General features: G+C 72.9%; 19 protein-coding genes. 12 read left to right on the forward strand and 7 right to left on the reverse strand.

The window, feature by feature from the left end:
- Positions 1 to 74 precede the first annotated feature (74 nt).
- From ACN27A_RS03715 to ACN27A_RS03745, 7 genes are all read left to right on the forward strand, one after another.
- A complete protein-coding gene (locus ACN27A_RS03715; protein ID WP_421449809.1) occupies positions 75 to 1,277 on the forward strand; it encodes a sensor histidine kinase in 1,203 nt (400 codons plus the stop codon).
- Entirely contained in the window at positions 1,274 to 1,906 is a 633-nt protein-coding gene (locus ACN27A_RS03720; RefSeq protein WP_421449811.1) for a response regulator transcription factor, read from the forward strand. The genes ACN27A_RS03715 and ACN27A_RS03720 overlap by 4 nt, the downstream gene beginning before the upstream one ends.
- A gap of 61 nt (positions 1,907 to 1,967) precedes the next feature.
- Positions 1,968 to 2,486 carry a DUF2087 domain-containing protein gene (locus ACN27A_RS03725; RefSeq protein WP_421449814.1) on the forward strand — a complete coding sequence of 173 codons (519 nt, stop codon included), beginning with the start codon at positions 1,968 to 1,970 and terminating at the stop codon, positions 2,484 to 2,486.
- A 202-nt stretch (positions 2,487 to 2,688) separates the two neighbouring features.
- Positions 2,689 to 3,120, forward strand: a complete 432-nt coding sequence (locus tag ACN27A_RS03730) for an Hsp20/alpha crystallin family protein (protein WP_089000369.1) — start codon at positions 2,689 to 2,691, stop codon at positions 3,118 to 3,120.
- Positions 3,121 to 3,238: 118 nt separating this feature from the next.
- Positions 3,239 to 4,078, forward strand: coding sequence for a helix-turn-helix domain-containing protein (locus tag ACN27A_RS03735; protein WP_421449816.1), 840 nt, complete (start codon positions 3,239 to 3,241; stop codon positions 4,076 to 4,078).
- A 67-nt stretch (positions 4,079 to 4,145) separates the two neighbouring features.
- Complete coding sequence (locus tag ACN27A_RS03740) at positions 4,146 to 4,727, forward strand: dihydrofolate reductase family protein (protein ID WP_421449818.1); 582 nt, start codon at positions 4,146 to 4,148, stop codon at positions 4,725 to 4,727.
- Positions 4,728 to 4,868: 141 nt separating this feature from the next.
- Complete coding sequence (locus tag ACN27A_RS03745) at positions 4,869 to 5,867, forward strand: tyrosine-type recombinase/integrase (RefSeq protein ID WP_132237620.1); 999 nt, start codon at positions 4,869 to 4,871, stop codon at positions 5,865 to 5,867.
- A 71-nt stretch (positions 5,868 to 5,938) separates the two neighbouring features.
- Here the strand turns inward: ACN27A_RS03745 and ACN27A_RS03750 are convergent, their stop codons facing one another.
- Together ACN27A_RS03750 and ACN27A_RS03755 are read right to left on the reverse strand one after the other, a co-directional pair.
- Positions 5,939 to 6,424, reverse strand: coding sequence for a TrkA C-terminal domain-containing protein (locus tag ACN27A_RS03750; RefSeq protein ID WP_421449820.1), 486 nt, complete (start codon positions 6,422 to 6,424; stop codon positions 5,939 to 5,941).
- Positions 6,425 to 6,458: 34 nt separating this feature from the next.
- On the reverse strand, positions 6,459 to 7,757 hold the full coding sequence (locus ACN27A_RS03755) for an SLC13 family permease (protein WP_421449822.1): 1,299 nt from the start codon (positions 7,755 to 7,757) through the stop codon (positions 6,459 to 6,461).
- A gap of 486 nt (positions 7,758 to 8,243) precedes the next feature.
- Here ACN27A_RS03755 and ACN27A_RS03760 point away from each other — a divergent pair, with 486 nt between their 5' ends.
- From ACN27A_RS03760 to ACN27A_RS03770, 3 genes are all read left to right on the forward strand, one after another.
- Positions 8,244 to 9,200, forward strand: coding sequence for a HAMP domain-containing sensor histidine kinase (locus tag ACN27A_RS03760; RefSeq protein WP_421449824.1), 957 nt, complete (start codon positions 8,244 to 8,246; stop codon positions 9,198 to 9,200).
- Complete coding sequence (locus tag ACN27A_RS03765; protein ID WP_421449826.1) at positions 9,197 to 9,844, forward strand: response regulator; 648 nt, start codon at positions 9,197 to 9,199, stop codon at positions 9,842 to 9,844. The genes ACN27A_RS03760 and ACN27A_RS03765 overlap by 4 nt, the downstream gene beginning before the upstream one ends.
- 117 nt (positions 9,845 to 9,961) lie before the next feature.
- Positions 9,962 to 10,420: a hypothetical protein gene (locus ACN27A_RS03770; RefSeq protein WP_132237628.1), complete on the forward strand. Its 459-nt coding sequence runs from the start codon at positions 9,962 to 9,964 to the stop codon at positions 10,418 to 10,420.
- 4 nt (positions 10,421 to 10,424) lie between these two features.
- Here the strand turns inward: ACN27A_RS03770 and ACN27A_RS03775 are convergent, their stop codons facing one another.
- The 5 genes from ACN27A_RS03775 to ACN27A_RS03795 all read right to left on the reverse strand — a co-directional run bounded on the left by ACN27A_RS03775 (position 10,425) and on the right by ACN27A_RS03795 (position 14,809).
- Entirely contained in the window at positions 10,425 to 11,138 is a 714-nt protein-coding gene (locus ACN27A_RS03775) for a thymidine kinase (RefSeq protein ID WP_357579354.1), read from the reverse strand.
- A gap of 63 nt (positions 11,139 to 11,201) precedes the next feature.
- Complete coding sequence (locus ACN27A_RS03780) at positions 11,202 to 12,590, reverse strand: MFS transporter (RefSeq protein WP_421449828.1); 1,389 nt, start codon at positions 12,588 to 12,590, stop codon at positions 11,202 to 11,204.
- A gap of 18 nt (positions 12,591 to 12,608) precedes the next feature.
- On the reverse strand, positions 12,609 to 13,370 hold the full coding sequence (locus ACN27A_RS03785) for a glycerophosphodiester phosphodiesterase (protein WP_421449830.1): 762 nt from the start codon (positions 13,368 to 13,370) through the stop codon (positions 12,609 to 12,611).
- Positions 13,371 to 13,428: 58 nt separating this feature from the next.
- Positions 13,429 to 14,007 (reverse strand): hypothetical protein, encoded by a 579-nt coding sequence (locus tag ACN27A_RS03790; RefSeq protein ID WP_421449832.1) that lies wholly within the window; start codon positions 14,005 to 14,007, stop codon positions 13,429 to 13,431.
- A gap of 25 nt (positions 14,008 to 14,032) precedes the next feature.
- Positions 14,033 to 14,809, reverse strand: a complete 777-nt coding sequence (locus ACN27A_RS03795) for a lysophospholipid acyltransferase family protein (RefSeq protein ID WP_421449834.1) — start codon at positions 14,807 to 14,809, stop codon at positions 14,033 to 14,035.
- Positions 14,810 to 14,982: 173 nt separating this feature from the next.
- On the opposite strand from ACN27A_RS03795, the gene ACN27A_RS03800 reads away from it, so the two are divergent.
- Both ACN27A_RS03800 and cydB read left to right on the forward strand, forming a co-directional pair.
- Positions 14,983 to 16,398: a cytochrome ubiquinol oxidase subunit I gene (locus ACN27A_RS03800; protein WP_421449836.1), complete on the forward strand. Its 1,416-nt coding sequence runs from the start codon at positions 14,983 to 14,985 to the stop codon at positions 16,396 to 16,398.
- A gap of 15 nt (positions 16,399 to 16,413) precedes the next feature.
- On the forward strand, positions 16,414 to 17,412 hold the full coding sequence (gene cydB / locus ACN27A_RS03805; RefSeq protein WP_421449838.1) for a cytochrome d ubiquinol oxidase subunit II: 999 nt from the start codon (positions 16,414 to 16,416) through the stop codon (positions 17,410 to 17,412).
- Positions 17,413 to 17,476 lie beyond the last annotated feature (64 nt).

Genomic DNA, 17,476 nt, shown 5'->3' on the forward strand with positions numbered 1-17,476 from the left:
CATCGCACTGCGTACGTCGGGATCAACCTTTTGGTTGATGGCGGCGGCCGTCGGCGTCCTAGCCTGGAGGCATCGTGAACGCGGAATCGCTCGCTCGTCCGCTGCGGGTGCTGCGCGGCTGCCTGCACCTGCTGGTCGGGCTCCTCCTCGCGGTGGCCGCCATGCGTGCCGTCACCGGGCCGGGCCCGCCGCGTGCCGCCGTGCTCGCCGCGGCCGTGGCGCTGGCCGTCGTCTACGCCGTCGGGGCGGCGCTGCCGCTGGTGCGCCGACACCGACCTGCCGCGCTGGCCTGGCTGGCGGTGCTGACCGGCGGGTGGCTGGTGCTGCTGGCCCTGACCCCGGACGGGGTGTGGTTCGCGTTTCCGCTGTTCCTGCTGTATCTGCACCTGCTGCCCGTGCGCTGGGGGATCGTGGCGGTGGCGGCGACGACCGTGGCGGCGGTCGCCGGTGTGGCCGGCCACCAGGGGGCGCTCACGCCGGGCGCGGTGATCGGTCCCGCCATCGGCGCCGCGGTGTCGGTGGGCACGGTCCTCGGCTACCAGGCGTTGTACCGGGAGAGCGAGCGCCGCCGGCGGTTGATCGAGCAGCTGAGCGCCACCCGCGCCGAACTGGCCGCCGCCGAGCACGCCGCCGGAGTCCTCGCCGAGCGGGAACGCCTGGCCCGCGAGATCCACGACACCCTCGCCCAGGGGTTGTCGAGCATCCAACTACTGCTGCGTGCCGCCCAGCGTGGGTTCCCCGACCGGCTCGACGTGGCGGCGGGCCACGTCGAGCAGGCCCGCCGCACCGCGCAGGACAACCTCGTCGAGGCGCGCCGGTTCGTACGCGCCCTGACACCGCCGGGTCTCGACGGCGCTTCGCTGCCGGCGGCGCTGCGGCGGCTGTGTGACGCGACCGCCGCCGCGTCCGGGCTGACCGTCCGCCTGCGGGTCGACGGGACGGTGGTGCGTCTGCCGACCCGCCACGAGGTGGCGCTGCTGCGGATCGCGCAGTCCGCGTTGGCCAACACCGTGCGCCACGCCGGGGCGCGGCGCGCCGACGTGACGCTGCGGTACGGCGCGCGCGCCATCGTCCTCGACGTGGTCGACGACGGGTGTGGCTTCGACGTGGGCGCGCCCGGCGACCGGCCGGGCGGCGACGGCGGGTTCGGGCTGGCCGCCATGCGGGCCCGGGCCGAGGAGCTGGGCGGCAACCTGACCGTGGAGTCGGCGCCCGGGTGCGGTGCCCGGCTGGCCGTCGGCTTCGCGCGCCCGGGCACCGAGGAGGCGGGCGCGTGAGCGGTCCGGTCCGCCTGTTGCTGGCCGACGACCATCCGGTCGTACGGGCCGGGCTGCGCGCCGTCCTGGACACCGAGCCGGACTTCGAGGTGGTCGCCGAGGCTGCGACCGCGCAGCGGGCCGTCGCCCTCGCCGAGGGGGAGCGGGTCGACGTGGTGCTCATGGATCTGCGCTTCGGCGCGGGGATGGACGGCGCCGAGGCGACCGCCGCCATCACCGCCCGCCCCGGCGGCCCCGCCGTGCTGGTGCTGACCACCTACGACACCGATGCCGACATCCTCGCCGCCGTGGAGGCCGGTGCGATCGGCTACCTGCTCAAGGACGCCCCGCCCGAGGAACTCGCGGCGGCCGTGCGCGCCGCCGCCGCCGGCCGTTCCGCCCTCGCCCCGGCCGTCGCCCGTCGCCTCATGGGACGGGTGCGTGCCCCGGGCACCGCGTTGAGTCGCCGCGAGACGGAGGTCCTGCAGCTCGTCGCCGACGGCCTGTCCAACCAGCAGATCAGCCAGCGGCTGCACCTGAGCCAGGCCACGGTCAAGACGCACCTGGTGCACGTCTACGGCAAGCTCGACGTCGACTCGCGTACCGCCGCCGTCGCCGTCGCCCGGGCCCGCGGGCTGATCCGTCGGTGACCGGGCCGCGCGGGCGGAATTGACGTGCGGTGCGCGTACGCCTGCTGGCAGGGTGGCCGGCATGACAGCGCAGGCTCTGGCGGGGGCACTCGCCGACGACGTACGGCGGCAGGTCTTCGCGGCGATCGTGCTGGGCGGCGCCGACGCCCCGGCGGTGGCCGACCGGACGGGCCTGTCGCCGCGGCAGGTGCTCACCGCGATCCGCCGGCTCGTCGACGCGGGCCTGGTGACCGGCGGCGACGGTGACCTGCGGATCGACGCCGAGCGGCTGCGGGAGGCGGCCCGTACGCCGGCGACGCCCCGGCCGGCCGGCGACGCCACGGACCGCGTGCTGCGCACCTTCGTGCGCGACGACAGGCTGACCGGCCTGCCGGCGCAGCGCGGCAGGAGGCGGGTGGTGCTGGCACACGTGGCGAAGTCCTTCGAGCCGGGGGTGCGCTATCCGGAGCGGGCGGTCGACGAGGTGTTGCGGCGCTGGTGCGAGGACGGCGGCTCCGACCACGTGGCGCTGCGCCGGTACCTGGTCGACGAGCAGTTGCTGGCCCGGGAGCAGGGCGTCTACTGGCGCGTCGGCGACTGACCGCGGGCTCGCGTACCGCGACGTACGTCCGGCACGGCTGCCGGGAGATTCCGGCGTACAACGACGGCGCCTTCGCCCAGCACTGGTTCGAGAAGGTCCTGAGTTGACGTCGCGGCCGGAACGCGCTAAATAAAGAACAGGAAGTTGAGTCCCACCGGCTCAACTCAAGGACCTTCGGCCAGGAGAACCGAGGAGGCAGGCCATGTTGATGCGCACCGACCCGTTCCGTGAGATCGACCGGATCACCGAGCAGTTCTTCGGCACCGCCGCGCGCCCCGCGGTCATGCCCCTGGACGCCTACCGCGACGGCGACTGGTTCTACGCGGCGTTCGACCTGCCGGGCGTCGACCCGGACAGCATCGACTGCACCGTCGAACGCAACGTGCTGACCGTGCGCGCCGAGCGCCGCCGGCCCGCCGGCGAGAACGTCGAGCTCGTCGCCGCCGAACGCCCGATGGGCACCTTCACCCGGCGGCTCTTCCTCGGCGACACCCTCGACACCGACAAGCTCGAGGCCGGCTACGACAACGGCGTGCTGACCCTGCGGATCCCCGTCGCGGAGCGGGCCAAGCCCCGCCGGGTCACCGTCACGGCCACCGCCAACGGCAACGGCCGCAAGGAGATCAACGCCTGATGTCGGCGGGTAGGGGCGGGACGGCCGGTGCGGCCGCCCCGCCCCTCGCTCTTCTCGGGGTGTCGGTGAGACCCGTGTCGGCGCGTGATACCGGCGGGGCGTCGGCGATGCTGTGGGCATGGAGTACGTGTCCAGAGTGCCGCGACCGCCGCTGGACGGGCTGATCGACGACCTTTACTACCTGGAGGGTGCGTCGCCGTACGCCCGACTGACGCTGCCGCCGATGCCGGCGGCGTTGCTCATCGTCAACCTCGGCGCGCCGTTCCGCATCCGCGCCGGCACCGATATCGAGCCGGCCGGGTACGCCGACGGCTGCGTGGTCACCACGCCCACCCGCGCCTTCGAGTTCGGCTACCCGCTCCGGACCCGGTCCGTCGGCGTGCACTTCAAGCCGTGGGGGCTGGCGCCGTTCCTGCCGATGCCCGCGGTAGAGCTGTGCGACCGGCCGGTGACGGTGGAGCAGGTGTGGGGCCGACCCGCCACTGCTGAGCTGCGGGACCGGCTGGCCACGGCGGACGGACCGCACGAGATGCTGACGCTGCTCGAGGAGGCGCTGACACGACGGCTGCGCGAGACCGCCGGCCTGGGACTGGTCCGGCGTACGAGCAGCGTCATCGCGGCGACCAGCGGGGCGGTGGCGATCGGCGACCTGAGGGTGGCAGCCGGCGTCAGCAGTACTCATCTGGCACAGCGGTTCAAGGAGCTCATCGGCGTCACGCCGAAGCGGCTGGCCCGCACCTACCGCTTCGCCGCCACCGTGCTCGCGATCGACCCCGCCGCACCGATCGACTGGGGCGAGCTCGCCGGTCGCGCGGGCTACTTCGACCAGGCCCACTTCGGCCACGAGTTCCGGGCGTTCACCGGGCTCACGCCGACCCGGTACGTCGCAGTCCGGCGGCAGTTCCTGTGTGAGCATCCCGGCCACGTGCTGGACAGCTGGCCGCTGCCGGCCGATTGATTTCCTACAAGAGCGACAGCTCACGACACGTCAACATGGGGGGCATCCCACAGCAGAGGAGCGCCCCATGGGCATGGTGGTCATGTACAGCTCGGTGTCGGTGGACGGCTTCGTCGCGGACGAGAACGACCAGCCCGGACCGCTGTTCGACTGGTTGTCCAGCGGTGACGTGCCGTTGGACTCCAGCGGCGAGCTGACGGTGTCGCAGACGTCCTACGACTACACCCGGGCGTACTGGGACCAGATCGGGGCGACGATCGTCGGCCGCCACGTCTTCGACCTGACGGACGGCTGGGACGGGAAGCCTCCGGGCGGGGTCGACCACGTGGTCGTCGTGACGCACCGGCCGCAGCCCGAGGGCTGGGACCCCGAGGCGCCGTTCCACTTCGTCGACGGCGTCGAGGCAGCCGTGGCCAGGGCGCAGGAGCTTGCGGGTGACCGGATGGTCGAGGTCGCCGCTGGCGACGTCGGTGGCCAGGCGCTTGCCGCGGGCCTGGTCGACGAGGTGCGCATGGACGTCGTACCGGTCGTGTTCGGGTCCGGCAAGCGCTACTTCGGGTCGGTCCACGCGCAGCACCTGTTGGAGGATCCTGACGTGACGATTCAGGGCAACCGGGTGCTGCACCTGCGCTACCGGGTGCGCCGTTGATCGATCCGAGCGGGTTCGCGAACGAACGGTGGGACGCGATCGGGCCGCGCGCCCGATCTGTAGGGCCACCGGGCGGTCCGGCACGATCGCGTAGGGCGCGCCTCCTCCCGTTCTCGACCCGAAGCTGAGAACCTTTTTCACATGCTCTCCCCGAACGCTCCGGCGCGGCCAAGCCGGCCCACCCCGCTGGCCCTGCCCGGGGGGCCCGTCGACTTCACCGAGGCGTGGCTGCGCAACCGGCGGCTGTCCGAGCACACCCGCGACGCGTACCGGCGGGACGTCGCCGGCTGGCTCGCGTGGTGCGCGGCCCGCGAACTGGACCCGTTGCAGGCGAACTTCCTGCACGTCAACGAGTACGGCCGGGCGCTGGAGGCGACACTCGGCGCGCGCACCGGCAAGCCGCTCACCCCCGCCACCGTCGCCCGCCGGCTCTCCGCCCTGTCCAGCTGGTACGACTTCCTGGTCAAGCTGCGCGCGGTCGAGGCCAACCCGGTCGCCGGCGCCGACCGCCCCCGCATCGACCGGGACCACTCCGCGACCGTCGGGCTCGCCCCCGAGGAGGTCGACGCGCTGCTCGCCGCCGCCGAGGCCGACACCGGGCCGACCGCCGCCCGCAACCGGGCCGCGATCGCGTTGCTGGCCGACCTCGGACTGCGCGTGGGGGAGCTGGTCTCACTCGACCTGGCCGACCTCGGCGCCGAGCGGGGCCACCGCAGCGTGCGGTTCGTCGGCAAGGGCGGCAGGCCCCGCCGCCGCGCCCTGACCCCCGGCACCGCGTACGCCCTCGACGCGTACCTGGCCCAGCGGGCCGCCGCGCAGGGCGTGGCGGTGCACGAGCTGACCGGCCCGCTGCTGGTCACCGCCAGCGGGGCCCGACTGGACCGGCACGCGATGTTCCGGCTGGTGCGCCGGCTGGCCCGCACGGCCGGCATCCCGGCGTGGGCGAGGCTGTCGCCGCACTCGTTGCGGCACGCGTTCGCCACCACCGCCCGCGCCGAGGGCGTGCCCCTGGAGGACGTGCAGGACGCGATGGGCCACGCCGACCCGCGCACCACCCGCCGCTACGACCGGGACCGGCACAACCTCGACCGCGATCCCGCGTACGCCATCTGGGCGGCCCGGGCCCGCCGCCGCGGCTGACGTGCGGTGGCCGGTGGATGAGTGGCATCCACCGGCCGGTGCTCGCGGCCTGCGGGAGCGTGTGGAGCGGCCTACGGGTCCGTGTGGATCAGCGCCCGGCTCAGCGCCTCGATGCTCTGCTGGCTCCCGGCGACGATCAGGACGTCGCCGTGGGCGAGGACGTGCCCCAGCCCCGGTGCGGTGACCGTCCGCCCGTCGCGGACGACGGCGACGACGCTCACCCCGTTGACGCGCGCGACGGCCTCGGCCAGGGTCCGGCCGTCGTAGGGCGACGCGGCGGTCACCGGCAGCTCGACGACGCTGATCGCCTCCCGGTGGCGTTCCAGGTGCGTGACGTGGTCGATGGTGGCGATGGGGTGCAGCAGCTCGGCCACCTCCTGCGCCTCGGTCGGGCTGAGGGTCACGGACCGTTCCACGGTGTCCGGGTCGCCGGCGGCGTAGACGACGACGTCCCGCCGGCCGCCGCGATGGCAGACGACCCCGATCACCTGTCCCTCCCCGGTGTGCAGGGTGTAGCCGACCCCGATGCCGGGCAGCGGCATGCGTTCTATCTGCATCATTGCCTCCTGTCGTGTTGCACTGCGGAGCGGCCTACGCCACGAAGTAGCGCAGCCACACGTACACCCAGGCGATCACCGTGGTCATGATCGTGGTGACGATGCCGTAGCGGGTGAACTGCCAGAAGCTGATCGGCTCCTTGGCGCGGGCGGCGATGCCCAGCACCACGATGTTGGCGCTGGCCGCCACGGCCGTGCCGTTGCCGCTCAGGTCGGCGCCCAGGGCGAAGGACCACCACAGCGCCTGGCCGGTACCCGGATCCGGGGCCCCCGCGACGAGGCCCTCCACGATCGGCGCCATGGTCGCCGCGTAGGGGATGTTGTCGAAGAACGCGCCGAGCACCGCCGAGCCGAAGACCAGGCCCGTCGCCGCCGCGAAGTAGTTGTCGCCGACGGCGTCGCTGGCCCGTTCGCCGATCCAGCTGATCACCCCGGTCTCGGTCAAACCGGCGACCATCACGAACAGGCCGGTGAAGAACACCAGCGTCGGCCATTCGACCTCGCCCAGGTAGGCCGACTTGTCCGTCCCGGACACCAGGACCATCAGCCCGGCGCCGAGCAGCGCGACGACGGCCACGTCGATGTGGATCACCGTGTGGAGCGTGAACGCGACGATCACCAGGCCGAGCACGACCAGGCAGCGGATCAGCAACCGCGGGTCGGTGATGGCGGCGCGGGCGTCCATGTCGCGTACCGCATCGAACCGCTCGGGGCGGTGCACGAACGCCCGGCGGAACATGACCCGCGCCAGCACCAGGAACGCCAGGAACATCAGGACCGTGACCGGGGCCATGTGCCAGAGGAAGTCGTTGAAGCTCAGCCCGGCGCGGCTGCCGATGATGATGTTGGGTGGGTCGCCGATCAGGGTGGCCGCGCCGCCGATGTTGGCGGCGAGCACCTCGGCGATCAGGAACGGCGCGGCGGGCATGCCCAGCCGACGGCACACGGAGATGGTGATCGGGGCGACCAGCATGACCGTGGTGAAGTTGTCCAGGACCGGCGAGGCGATACCGGTGATCGCGACGAGCAGCACCATCAACCGGTACGGCCGCCCCTGCGAACGCTGGGCGGCCCAGATCGCCATGAACTCGAACACGCCGGTCTGCTTGATCACCCCGACGATGATCATCATGCCGAGGAGCAGGAAGATGACGTCCCAGTCGATGCCGGCATGGTGGGCGTAGAACACGTCCGAGCCGGGCACCAGCCCGAGCGCGGCCATCAGGCCGGCGGCGCCCAGCACCACCGCGACCCGGTTGATCTTCTCGGTGGCGATGAAGACGAAGGCGACCGTGAAGATGGCGATCGCGGCGAGGGCGGGCCACGCGCTCACGGGCACCCGCCCGGCGGACCGTGCTCCACCCCGGCGCGCCGCTGCGCGCAGGTGACCGTCTCCGCTTCCGGTGGCGCGGGTTCGGTCACCATCGGATGACGGCCCACAGGGTCCTCCCGGGTTCGGCGCGGCGCGGCGGGGAACGCCCGCACGGACGGCGACAGAGGGAGCCGGGCACGAGGGATCGGAGCCCGGAGCGGCTCCCGGCCCCGGACTCGCGTTCATGGTCATCGCTCCGCTGCGGGTCGACATCGGGGCTGACACCCATTTGCCGCCGGCCCGGGTCGGTGCCCGGCCCGTCGGCGGCCCGGCCGACCTGCGGCGATAATGGGTGCCGGCACGCATTTACAGCACGCGCCCCGGCCGACAGGCTGGCCATGACGAGGGTGATCACGCCGCGGCGCGGGCCGGCCGCCGCGTGCCGGAGCGCGGACGAGCGCGCGAGTCGCAGGGCGTCGGAACCGGAGCGGGAGGGGAGGTGCCGTCGTGTCGCTGTTCTGGCGGATCTTCCTGCTCAACGCCGCCGTGCTCGTCGCCGCCACGCTGCTGCTGCTCGGCCCGGTCACGGTGTCCACCCCCGTGCTGCTCACCGAGGCCCTCGTGCTGACCGTGGGCCTCGCCGCGATGCTGGTCGCCAACGCCGCGCTGCTGCGCGTCGGCCTCGCGCCGCTGCACCGGCTGACCCGGGCCATGACCACCATCGACCTGCTGCAGCCCGAGCCCCGCCCGGTCCCGGCCGGGCAGGCAGGCATCGCGGACCTGATCCGCGCCTTCAACGCCATGATCGACCGGCTGGAGGCGGAGCGGGCCACCAGCGCGGCCAGCGCCCTGTCCGCCCAGGAGGCCGAGCGCCGGCGCGTCGCCCAGGAACTGCACGACGAGGTCGGCCAGACCCTGACCGCGGTCCTGCTCGAACTCAAGCAGGTCGCCCGGCACGCGCCCGAGCCGGTCCGCGCCCAACTCGCCCAGGTGCAGGAGACCACCCGCGACAGCCTCGACGAGATCCGCCGCATCGCGCGCCGGTTGCGCCCCGGCGTACTGGAGGAGCTCGGCCTGACCAGCGCCCTCAAGGCGCTCGTCACGGAGGTCACCGGGCACACGGACCTGTCCGTGCGCCAGCACCTCGACGCCGACCTGCCCGCCCTCGACGGCGAGGCCGAACTGGTGATCTACCGGGTGGCGCAGGAGGCCCTCACCAACACCGTCCGGCACGCGCGGGCCGCCACCGTCGAGCTGTCGCTGACCCGTCGACCGGGCCACGTGCAGCTGCGGATCCGCGACGACGGCCGGGGCATCGGCGACGCCGCCGAGGGCGCCGGCGTACGCGGCATGCGGGAGCGGGCCCTGCTCATCGGCGCCCAGCTCAGCGTGGGGGCCGGCCCGGGCGGCGGCACCGAGGTGCGGCTGCGGGTGCCGGTCGGCGACCGGGAGGGCCGGCCGTGACCACCCGCATCCTGCTCGCCGACGACCACGCCCTCGTCCGCCGTGGCGTGCGCCTCATCCTCGACAGCGAACCGGACCTGACCGTCGTGGCGGAGGCCGGCGACGGCGCGGAGGTCATCGCCCTGGCCCAGACCGAGCGTCCCGACCTGGCCATCCTCGACATCGCCATGCCACGGCTGACCGGCCTGCAGGCGGCCCGGGAGCTGTCCCGGCAGCAGCCGGGCCTGCGCATCCTCATCCTGACCATGTACGACAACGAGCAGTACTTCTTCGAGGCCCTCAAGGTCGGCGCCAACGGCTACGTGCTCAAGTCCGTCGCCGACCGCGACCTGGTGGAGGCCTGCCGCGCCGCCGTGCGCGACGAGCCGTTCCTCTATCCGGGTGCCATCAACGCCCTCATCCGCACCTACCTGGAACGCAGCGCGCGGGGCGAGAGCGTGCCGGCCAGGGCCATCACCGAACGCGAGGAGGAGATCCTCAAGCTCGTCGCCGAGGGCCACTCCTCCAAGGAGATCGCCCGCCTGCTGTTCATCAGCGTCAAGACCGTCGAGCGGCACCGGGCCAACCTGCTGCAGAAGCTCGGCCTCCGGGACCGCCTGGAACTGACCCGCTACGCCATTCGGGCCGGGCTCATCGAGCCGTGACCGCGCGCGGCGGGACCGGCCTCGGCGCCGGCGGCGACCGCGACCCGACCGGCCGGTACGACGACGACAGGGCCGACTTTCCTGCGGGCGGGCCCACCGGTTCTCTACGGTCGACGGGTGGGCGCTGAGCAGCCGTGGAGCCGGCCGGCCCGTCGGAGCCGCCCGGTGCGTACCGGGTTGGTGTTCGCGGGCGTGACCGTGCTGCTGTGCTGCATCGGGGTCGCCGGGCTGGGCGCCTGGAACGTGCAGGTGGTCACGCAGGCCAGCGGCCCGGTGCGGGAGACCGCGGACGGGTTCCTGCGGTCGGTGGCGGCGGGCGACACCGACGGCGCGTACGACCGGCTCTGCGCCGACGCGCGCAGCCGGTGGAGCCCGATCGGGTTCACGAGCTGGCTGCGCACCCCGCCGCTGGTCAACGGCTACGAGATCGTCGACGTGTCGGTGGCGACCCGGGGCGGCAGCCCGCGCGGCACGGTGGCGGTGCGGCTGACCCGCGACAGCGGCCTCACCGAGGAGCGGAAGCTGTCGGTGGTGCGCGAGGACGGCGACTGGCGGGTGTGCGGCGACCCGTACTGACGCCTCAGCGGCGGGGGCCGAGCTCGCCCGCGCGGTAGTGCCGGCGGCAGAGCACCTGGTAGCGCACCTCGGCGCTGTCCACGGTGTCGCCGATGACCACCTGCAGGCCCTCGCGGACCACCCGGCCGTCGACGACCCGGGCGTTGAGCAGCCCTTCCCGGCCGCACCAGCAGAGCACCTCGACCTGGATGCGGGCCACCTCGTCGGCCAGTTCGAACAGCCGCTGCGCGGCCGGGAACAGGCACGAGCGGAAGTCGGTGGCCAGCCCGAACGCGTACACGTCGACGTCGTAGCTGTCGACCAGCTCGGCCATCTGCTCGACGTGCTCCAGGTTGTAGAACGACGCCTCGTCGCAGATCAGGTAGTCGACGCGCACGCCCTCGGCCCAGGTGTCGCGCACCAGGGTGCGCAGGTCCAGCTCGTCGGTGACCTCGACGGCCTCGTGCGCCAGGCCGATGCGGGTGGTGACCTGCGGGCCGAGCGAGCGGTCGATGCGGGTGGTGACGAGGCCGCGGCGGCCCTGCCGGGAGTGGTTGTAGTTCATCTGCAACGCCATCGTGGACTTGCCGCAGTCCATCGGCCCCCAGAAGAACTTCAACGCCGCCGCGTGCAGCGGACGCCCGTCCACGCCCCGCGCCGCGGCGCACCCGGCGGGGGAGTCGTCGGGGCCCAGCGGCGGGCGCGCCAGGCAGGTCGGGGCGGTGGCGTGGTCGGTCACGGTCGGGCAGCCTAGCCGATCGACGTCCGCTGATCCGGCCGGTGCGGGACGGGCCCGCGTTCCTCAGAGCACCCGGGGCGGGGTGTTGCCGGCGGCGACGATCGCCCGGCGGATCGGCACGGCCAGCAGCAGCAGGAACCCGACGATGAAGAAGATCAGCAGGGAGACCAGGCCCACCCGGTAGGAGTTGGTGAGCTGGAACACGATGCCGAAGGCCAGCGGGCCGAGCCAGCTGGTGCCCTTGTCGCTGATCTCGTAGAAGCCGTAGTACTCGCCCTCCTTGCCGGCGGGGATGAGCTGGCTGAACATCGACCGGCTCAGGGCCTGGCTGCCGCCGAGCACCAGGCCGATGGCGGCGCCGAGGACCATGAACGGCACCGGCGCCTCGGCGGGCAGCCGGAACGCGCCGAGGATCACCCCGGTCCACAGCACCAGGCTGATCAGCACGGTCTTCCAGGCGCCGATGCGCTTGGCGAGGGCGCCGAGCAGCAGCGCGCCGCCGAAGGCGAGGAACTGCACCAGCAGGATGGTGACGATCAGGGTGCTCTGCCCGAGCTTCAGCTCCTCGGTGCCGTACTGGCTGGCCAGGGCGATGACGGTCTGGATGCCGTCGTTGTAGACCAGGAACGCCAGCAGGAAGAACAGCGTCAGCGGGTACGCCTTGATCTCGCGCAGGGTGCGGCCGAGCTGGCGGAAGCCGTCGGTGACCGGGTTGCCGCCGGCCCGCGCGGCGGCCGTGGGGTGCTCGCGCAGCCAGCGCAGCGGGATGAGGGTGAACACCGCCCACCACACGCCGGCGGACACGATCGACCAGCGGGCCAGGTCGAGGGTGCGCTGGTGGTTGCCCTCCTCGCCGAGCATGCTGACCGCGACGAGGTTGAGCGCCAGCAGCAGGCCGCCGCCCAGGTAGCCCAGCGCCCAGCCGCGGCTGGAGATGCCGTCGCGGTCGTCGGGGCCGCCGAGCTGCGGCAGGAACGAGTTGTAGACCACGACGCCGGCGCCGAAGGCGATGTTGGCGACCATGAACAGCGCCCCGCCGAGCAGGTACCGGTCGCCGGTGACGAAGAGCATGCCGACGGTCGCGCCGGCGCCGATGAAGGCGGCGGCGGCGAGCAGCCGCTTCTTGTGCGCCGAGCGGTCGGCGATCGCGCCGACGATCGGCAGCGCGAACACGGTGAGGAACACCGACAGCGACACCAGGTACGGGAAGTACGAGCCGGCGGCGACCTTGACGCCCAGCGGGTAGACGTAGCCGTTGCAGGTGTCGGCACCCAGTTCGCAGCCGGCGGCGAGTTCGGTGACGGTGGTCAGGAACGGACCGAGGAACACCGTGATGACGGTGGTGGAGAAGGCGGACATCGCCCAGTCGTAGAAGTACCAGCCGCTGCGTTCGCGGCGGGTGCTCGCCGGGGCGGGGGTGTCGTCCACCGCGGGGGTGACGGTCTCGGCCATCGGGGTCCTTCGAACGGTTCAGGCGGCCCAGTGACCGCGGCTGTGATACACGTCGCGCAGCACGCCGACGTGATCGGTCATGATGCCATCCACTCCGAGGTCGAGTAACTCGTGCATCTCGGCAGGTTCGTCGATCGTCCAGACATGCACGTGCAGGCCGAGTCGGTGGGCGTGGCGCAGGAACCGGCGGTCCACCACGGGCACCCGCCCGTAGCGCACCGGGACCTGCGCGGCGACCACCGACGGGGGCAGTCGCAGCGCCCGGCCGGTCAGCGACGCCATCCGCAGCCGGGCCACCCCACGCATGCCGAGGCTGCTGGCGACGCGCCCCTGCGTGAGGACGCGCAGCCGGGCCAGCCGGGCGTCGCTGAACGAGGCCAGCAGCACCCGGTCGCCGGCCTTGACGCGCGCGACGGTGGCCACGGTCGGCTCGACGCCGCCGTCGGCCTTGACGTCGATGTTGAACCGCACCTGCGGCCAGGCGTCGAGTACCTCGTCGAGGCGGGGGACCACGGCGGCGCCGCCGACGCGTACGGAGGCCAGGTCGGCCCAGCGCAGGTCGGCGATGCGCCCCGGCTCGCCCGTGACGCGGGCCAGCGTGGCGTCGTGGAAGACCACCGCGACGCCGTCGGCGGTGCCGTGCACGTCGGTCTCGACGTACCGGTAGCCGAGCCCGATCGCCCGGGCGAACGCCGCGGCGGTGTTCTCGTCGCCCTCGGCGGCGCCACCCCGGTGGGCGAACGCCAGCGGTGCGGGGCCGTCGAGGTAGGCGTGGGTCACGCGGGGAGTATGCCGGGGCGCGGTGGCCGGCGGGTGACCGGCCCGCGGCCAGAGCGGGTCAGCTCCAGTCCGTCTGGTAGCCGGGTCCGCGCAGCAGGGCGAGCAGCTCGCCGTCGGAGGGGTGGTGGGTGCGGGTGAGCGCACCACGCAGGTCGTCGGCGGTCACCGGATCCGGACCCTGCACGCTGACGCTGAGCACCTGGTCGGCGGCGAAGAGGTAGAGCGCGGTGGCGGGGTCGCTGTTGTCGGTGTCCCGGGTCACGACGAGGGTCAGACCGTCGCCGGCGTCGGTGCAGACGTGGATCGTCCGCACGTCGCAGTCGACCCCGTCGGCCAGGGACCCGTCGGGGGCCGGGTGGTGTTGCTGCCACACCACGGGCACCGTACGGCCGTCGCGGGTGCGCAGGCCGTAGGCGATGTCGAGACCGAGCCGGTCCAGCCAGCCGAGGGTGCCGGAGCGGGGCAGGTCGTCGGGGACCAGCAGGTCGTCGGGAGGCCAGGGGGAGGAGCGGGTCAGGTCGCTGAGGTCCCGGCGGTCCTTCTCGTCGTGGTACGCCGAGCGCAGGACGGCGTACCCGCCTGCGCAGACGAGGGCGAGCAGGGCGACGACGAGCAGCGGCAGGCGCAGGCGGGTCACCGCGCCATTGTGCCCACGCCGGGGATCAGGTCCTTCCGGAGCGCTGGGAGCGGCTGGTGTCGATCGGGCGACCCGGGTCGACGTGGCGGGGCCTGTCGGGCTCGTCGGGCCGCAACGGGACCAGCGAAGCGGTGATGGCGTCGATGATCCGGTCGGTGGCGCGCAGGGCGGCGCCCGGGGCTGCCGGTGTCAGGTCGGCGAGGTCCACCGGGTCGCCGAAGTGCACCCGCACGACCGGACGGCGCACCAGGGAACGGGCGATGCCGCGCAGCAGCCCCTTCGGGGCGCGGTAGGGCACCACCTCGTGGCAGCCCCACTGGGCGACCGGGACGACCGGCGCCCCGCAGGCCAGGGCGAGGCGGGCGGTGCCGGTCTTGCCGCGTTCGGGCCACATGCCGGGGTCCAGGCCGATGCGGCCCTCGGGGTAGACCAGGATGACCGAGCCGGCGGCGACCGCCGTGGCGGCGTCGTCGAGGGCGCGGCCGACGGCGGCGGTGCCCCGGTCGACGCGCAGGTGCCCGGCGTGGCGCATCAGGACGCCGATGACGGGGGTGCGGAACAGCCCGCCGGTGGCCATGATCCGGGGGGCGACGCCCCGGGCGCGGCAGGCGGCGGCGAGCACGACGGGGTCGAACGGGCTGATGTGGTTGGCGGCCAGGATCAGCGGGCCCCGGCGCAGGGCCTCGGGCGCGTCGCCGCTGACCTCCAGGCGGGCCAGGAACGCGACGACGACGCGGGCGAACAGCTGCGCGGCACGCCAGAACAGCGGCGGCTGCCAGGTCGGTGGGCGGATGGTGTCCATCAGCGCGCATGGTCGCACGCGCGGGCCACCCCGCGGGGCGCCGGGGCCGTCCGGCAGAGGTGATCAGGGTCATTGGTCCCGGGTCGCTTCGGGACCCCCGCCCCTGCCGATTCCTCTACGACGCGCAGTAGTATTTACTACGTCTCGTAGTATGCACAGCCTGGGGGTTACTGGTGGACGCGTTGGACGTCGCCCGCTGGCAGTTCGGTGTCACCACCGTCTACCACTTTCTCTTCGTGCCGCTGACCATCGGCCTGTCCGTGCTGGTGGCGATCCTCCAGACGATGTGGCACCGCACCGGCGACGAAAAGTACCTGAAGCTCACCAAGTTCTACGGCAAGCTCTTCCTGATCAACTTCGCCATGGGCGTGGTCACGGGCATCGTGCAGGAGTTCCAGTTCGGCATGAACTGGAGCGACTACTCCCGCTTCGTCGGCGACATCTTCGGCGCCCCCCTGGCGATCGAGGCGCTTGTCGCGTTCTTCCTGGAGTCCACCTTCATCGGTCTGTGGATCTTCGGCTGGGACCGGCTGCCCAAGCGGCTGCACCTGGCCGCCATCTGGGCCGCCGCCATCGGCAGCAACCTCAGCGCGTACTTCATCCTCGCGGCGAACTCGTTCATGCAGAACCCGGTCGGCTACCGGATCAACCCCGACACCGGCCGCGCCGAACTCACCGACTTCGTGGCCGTGCTGACCAACAAGGTCGCCATGATCACCTTCCCGCACACCATCGCCGGCGCGTTCCTGGTGGCCGGCTCGCTGCTGGTCGCCGTCGCCATGTGGCACCTGGTCCGCAACCGCGACTCCGCCGACACCCCCGCCTACCGCTTCGCCGCGAAGTTCGGCTCCTGGGTCACCCTGGTCTCCGCCGCCGCCGTCGCCATCACCGGCGACATCCAGGGCAAGATCATGACCGAGGTGCAGCCGATGAAGATGGCCGCCGCCGAGGGCCTCTACACCACCGAGAGCCCCGCCTCGTTCTCCGTACTCACCGTCGGCAGCCTCGACGGCAGCCGCGAACTGTTCGCCCTCAAGATCCCGCACCTGCTGTCCTGGCTGGGCACCGGCGACCCCAACGGCACCGTGCACGGCATCAACGACCTGCAGGCCCAGTACGCCGCCCAGTACGGCGCCGGCAGCTACACCCCGATCATCCCGGTCACCTACTGGAGCTTCCGCTTCATGATCGGCTTCGGGATGGCCGCCGCCGCCATCGCCCTGCTGGTGCTCTGGAGCCAACGCAAGGGCCGCACCCCCACCAGCAAGTGGCTGCTGCGCGCCGGCCTGGTCATGCCCCTGCTGCCCCTCGCCGCGAACTCCTTCGGCTGGATCTTCACCGAGATGGGCCGCCAGCCGTGGATCGTCTTCGGCGAGATGCTCACCCGCGACGGCGTCTCCCGCAGCGTCTCGCTCACCGAGGTGCTCACCTCCTTCACCGCCTTCACCCTCGTCTACGCCACCCTCGCCGTCGTCGAGGTCAAACTGCTGCTGCGCTACGCCAAGGCCGGCGTACCCGACCTCACCCCCGACCCCGACATCGACGACACCCACGACGACGCCGAGCGCCCGCTCGCGTTCGCCTACTGATCACCGGAGACAACCGTGGAACTCACCACCATCTGGTTCCTGCTCGTCGCGGTCCTGTTCACCGGGTACTTCATCCTCGAGGGCTTCGACTTCGGCGTCGGCATGCTGCTGCCCGTACTCGGCCGCGACGACCGGGAACGCCGCGTCCTGATCAACACCATCGGCCCCGTCTGGGACGGCAACGAGGTCTGGCTCATCACCGCCGGCGGCGCCATGTTCGCCGCGTTCCCCGAGTGGTACGCCACCCTGTTCTCCGGCTTCTACCTGCCGCTGCTGCTGATCCTGCTCGCCCTGATCATCCGCGGCGTCGCCTTCGAGTACCGCCACAAGCGGCCCGAGGCGTCCTGGAAACGCCGCTGGGACACCGCCATCTTCGTCGGCTCGGTGGTGCCGGCGATCCTGTGGGGCGTGGCGTTCGCCAACATCCTGCGCGGCGTGCCGCTCGACGCCGAGCACGAGTACGTCGGCGGCCTGCTCGACCTGCTCCACCCGTACGCCCTGCTCGGCGGCGCGACCACCGCGGCGCTGTTCCTCACCCACGGCGCCGTGTTCATCGCCCTGAAGACGGTCGGTGAGGTCCGCGAGCGCGCCGCCGCCCTCGCGGTACGCGTGGGCGTGGTCGCCGCCGTGCTCGCGGTGGCGTTCCTGACCTGGACGCTGACCATCCGCTCCAGCACCGCCGCCGTCGTGTTCGCCGTCGGCGCGGCCCTCGCCCTGCTCGGTGGTCTCGCCGCCGCCCGCGTACGCCGGGAGGGCTGGGCGTTCACCGGCACCGCCGTGGCCATCGCGCTGGCCGTGGCGACGCTCTTCGCGGCGCTCTTCCCGAACGTGCTGCCCTCCACGCTCGACGCGGCCGGGACGCTGACCGCCACCAACGCCGCCTCCACCCCCTACACCCTGAAGATCATGACCTGGGTGGCGGTGGTGTTCACCCCCATCGTGCTGGCCTACCAGGGCTGGACGTACTGGGTGTTCCGCAAGCGCATCGGGGTGGCCCACATCCCGCGCCACTGACCCGCCCCCGCCGGATGGCCGCGGGCCCCGCCGCCGCCATCCGACCGGGCCACGGGGCGGACGC

Origin of the sequence: Micromonospora sp. WMMD737 (genome assembly GCF_049179055.1) — a bacterium.
GTDB classification, from domain to species: domain Bacteria; phylum Actinomycetota; class Actinomycetes; order Mycobacteriales; family Micromonosporaceae; genus Micromonospora; species Micromonospora reichwaldensis.

Coding starts and splice junctions, on each gene's coding strand:
- ACN27A_RS03725 (WP_421449814.1), top strand. CDS start 1,968: ATGACAGCGCAGGCTCTGGCGGGGGCACTCGCCGACGACGTACGGCGG.
- ACN27A_RS03730 (WP_089000369.1), top strand. CDS start 2,689: ATGTTGATGCGCACCGACCCGTTCCGTGAGATCGACCGGATCACCGAG.
- ACN27A_RS03735 (WP_421449816.1), top strand. CDS start 3,239: ATGGAGTACGTGTCCAGAGTGCCGCGACCGCCGCTGGACGGGCTGATC.
- ACN27A_RS03740 (WP_421449818.1), top strand. CDS start 4,146: ATGGGCATGGTGGTCATGTACAGCTCGGTGTCGGTGGACGGCTTCGTC.
- ACN27A_RS03745 (WP_132237620.1), top strand. CDS start 4,869: ATGCTCTCCCCGAACGCTCCGGCGCGGCCAAGCCGGCCCACCCCGCTG.
- ACN27A_RS03750 (WP_421449820.1), bottom strand. CDS start 6,424: ATGCAGATAGAACGCATGCCGCTGCCCGGCATCGGGGTCGGCTACACC.
- ACN27A_RS03780 (WP_421449828.1), bottom strand. CDS start 12,590: ATGGCCGAGACCGTCACCCCCGCGGTGGACGACACCCCCGCCCCGGCG.
- ACN27A_RS03795 (WP_421449834.1), bottom strand. CDS start 14,809: ATGGACACCATCCGCCCACCGACCTGGCAGCCGCCGCTGTTCTGGCGT.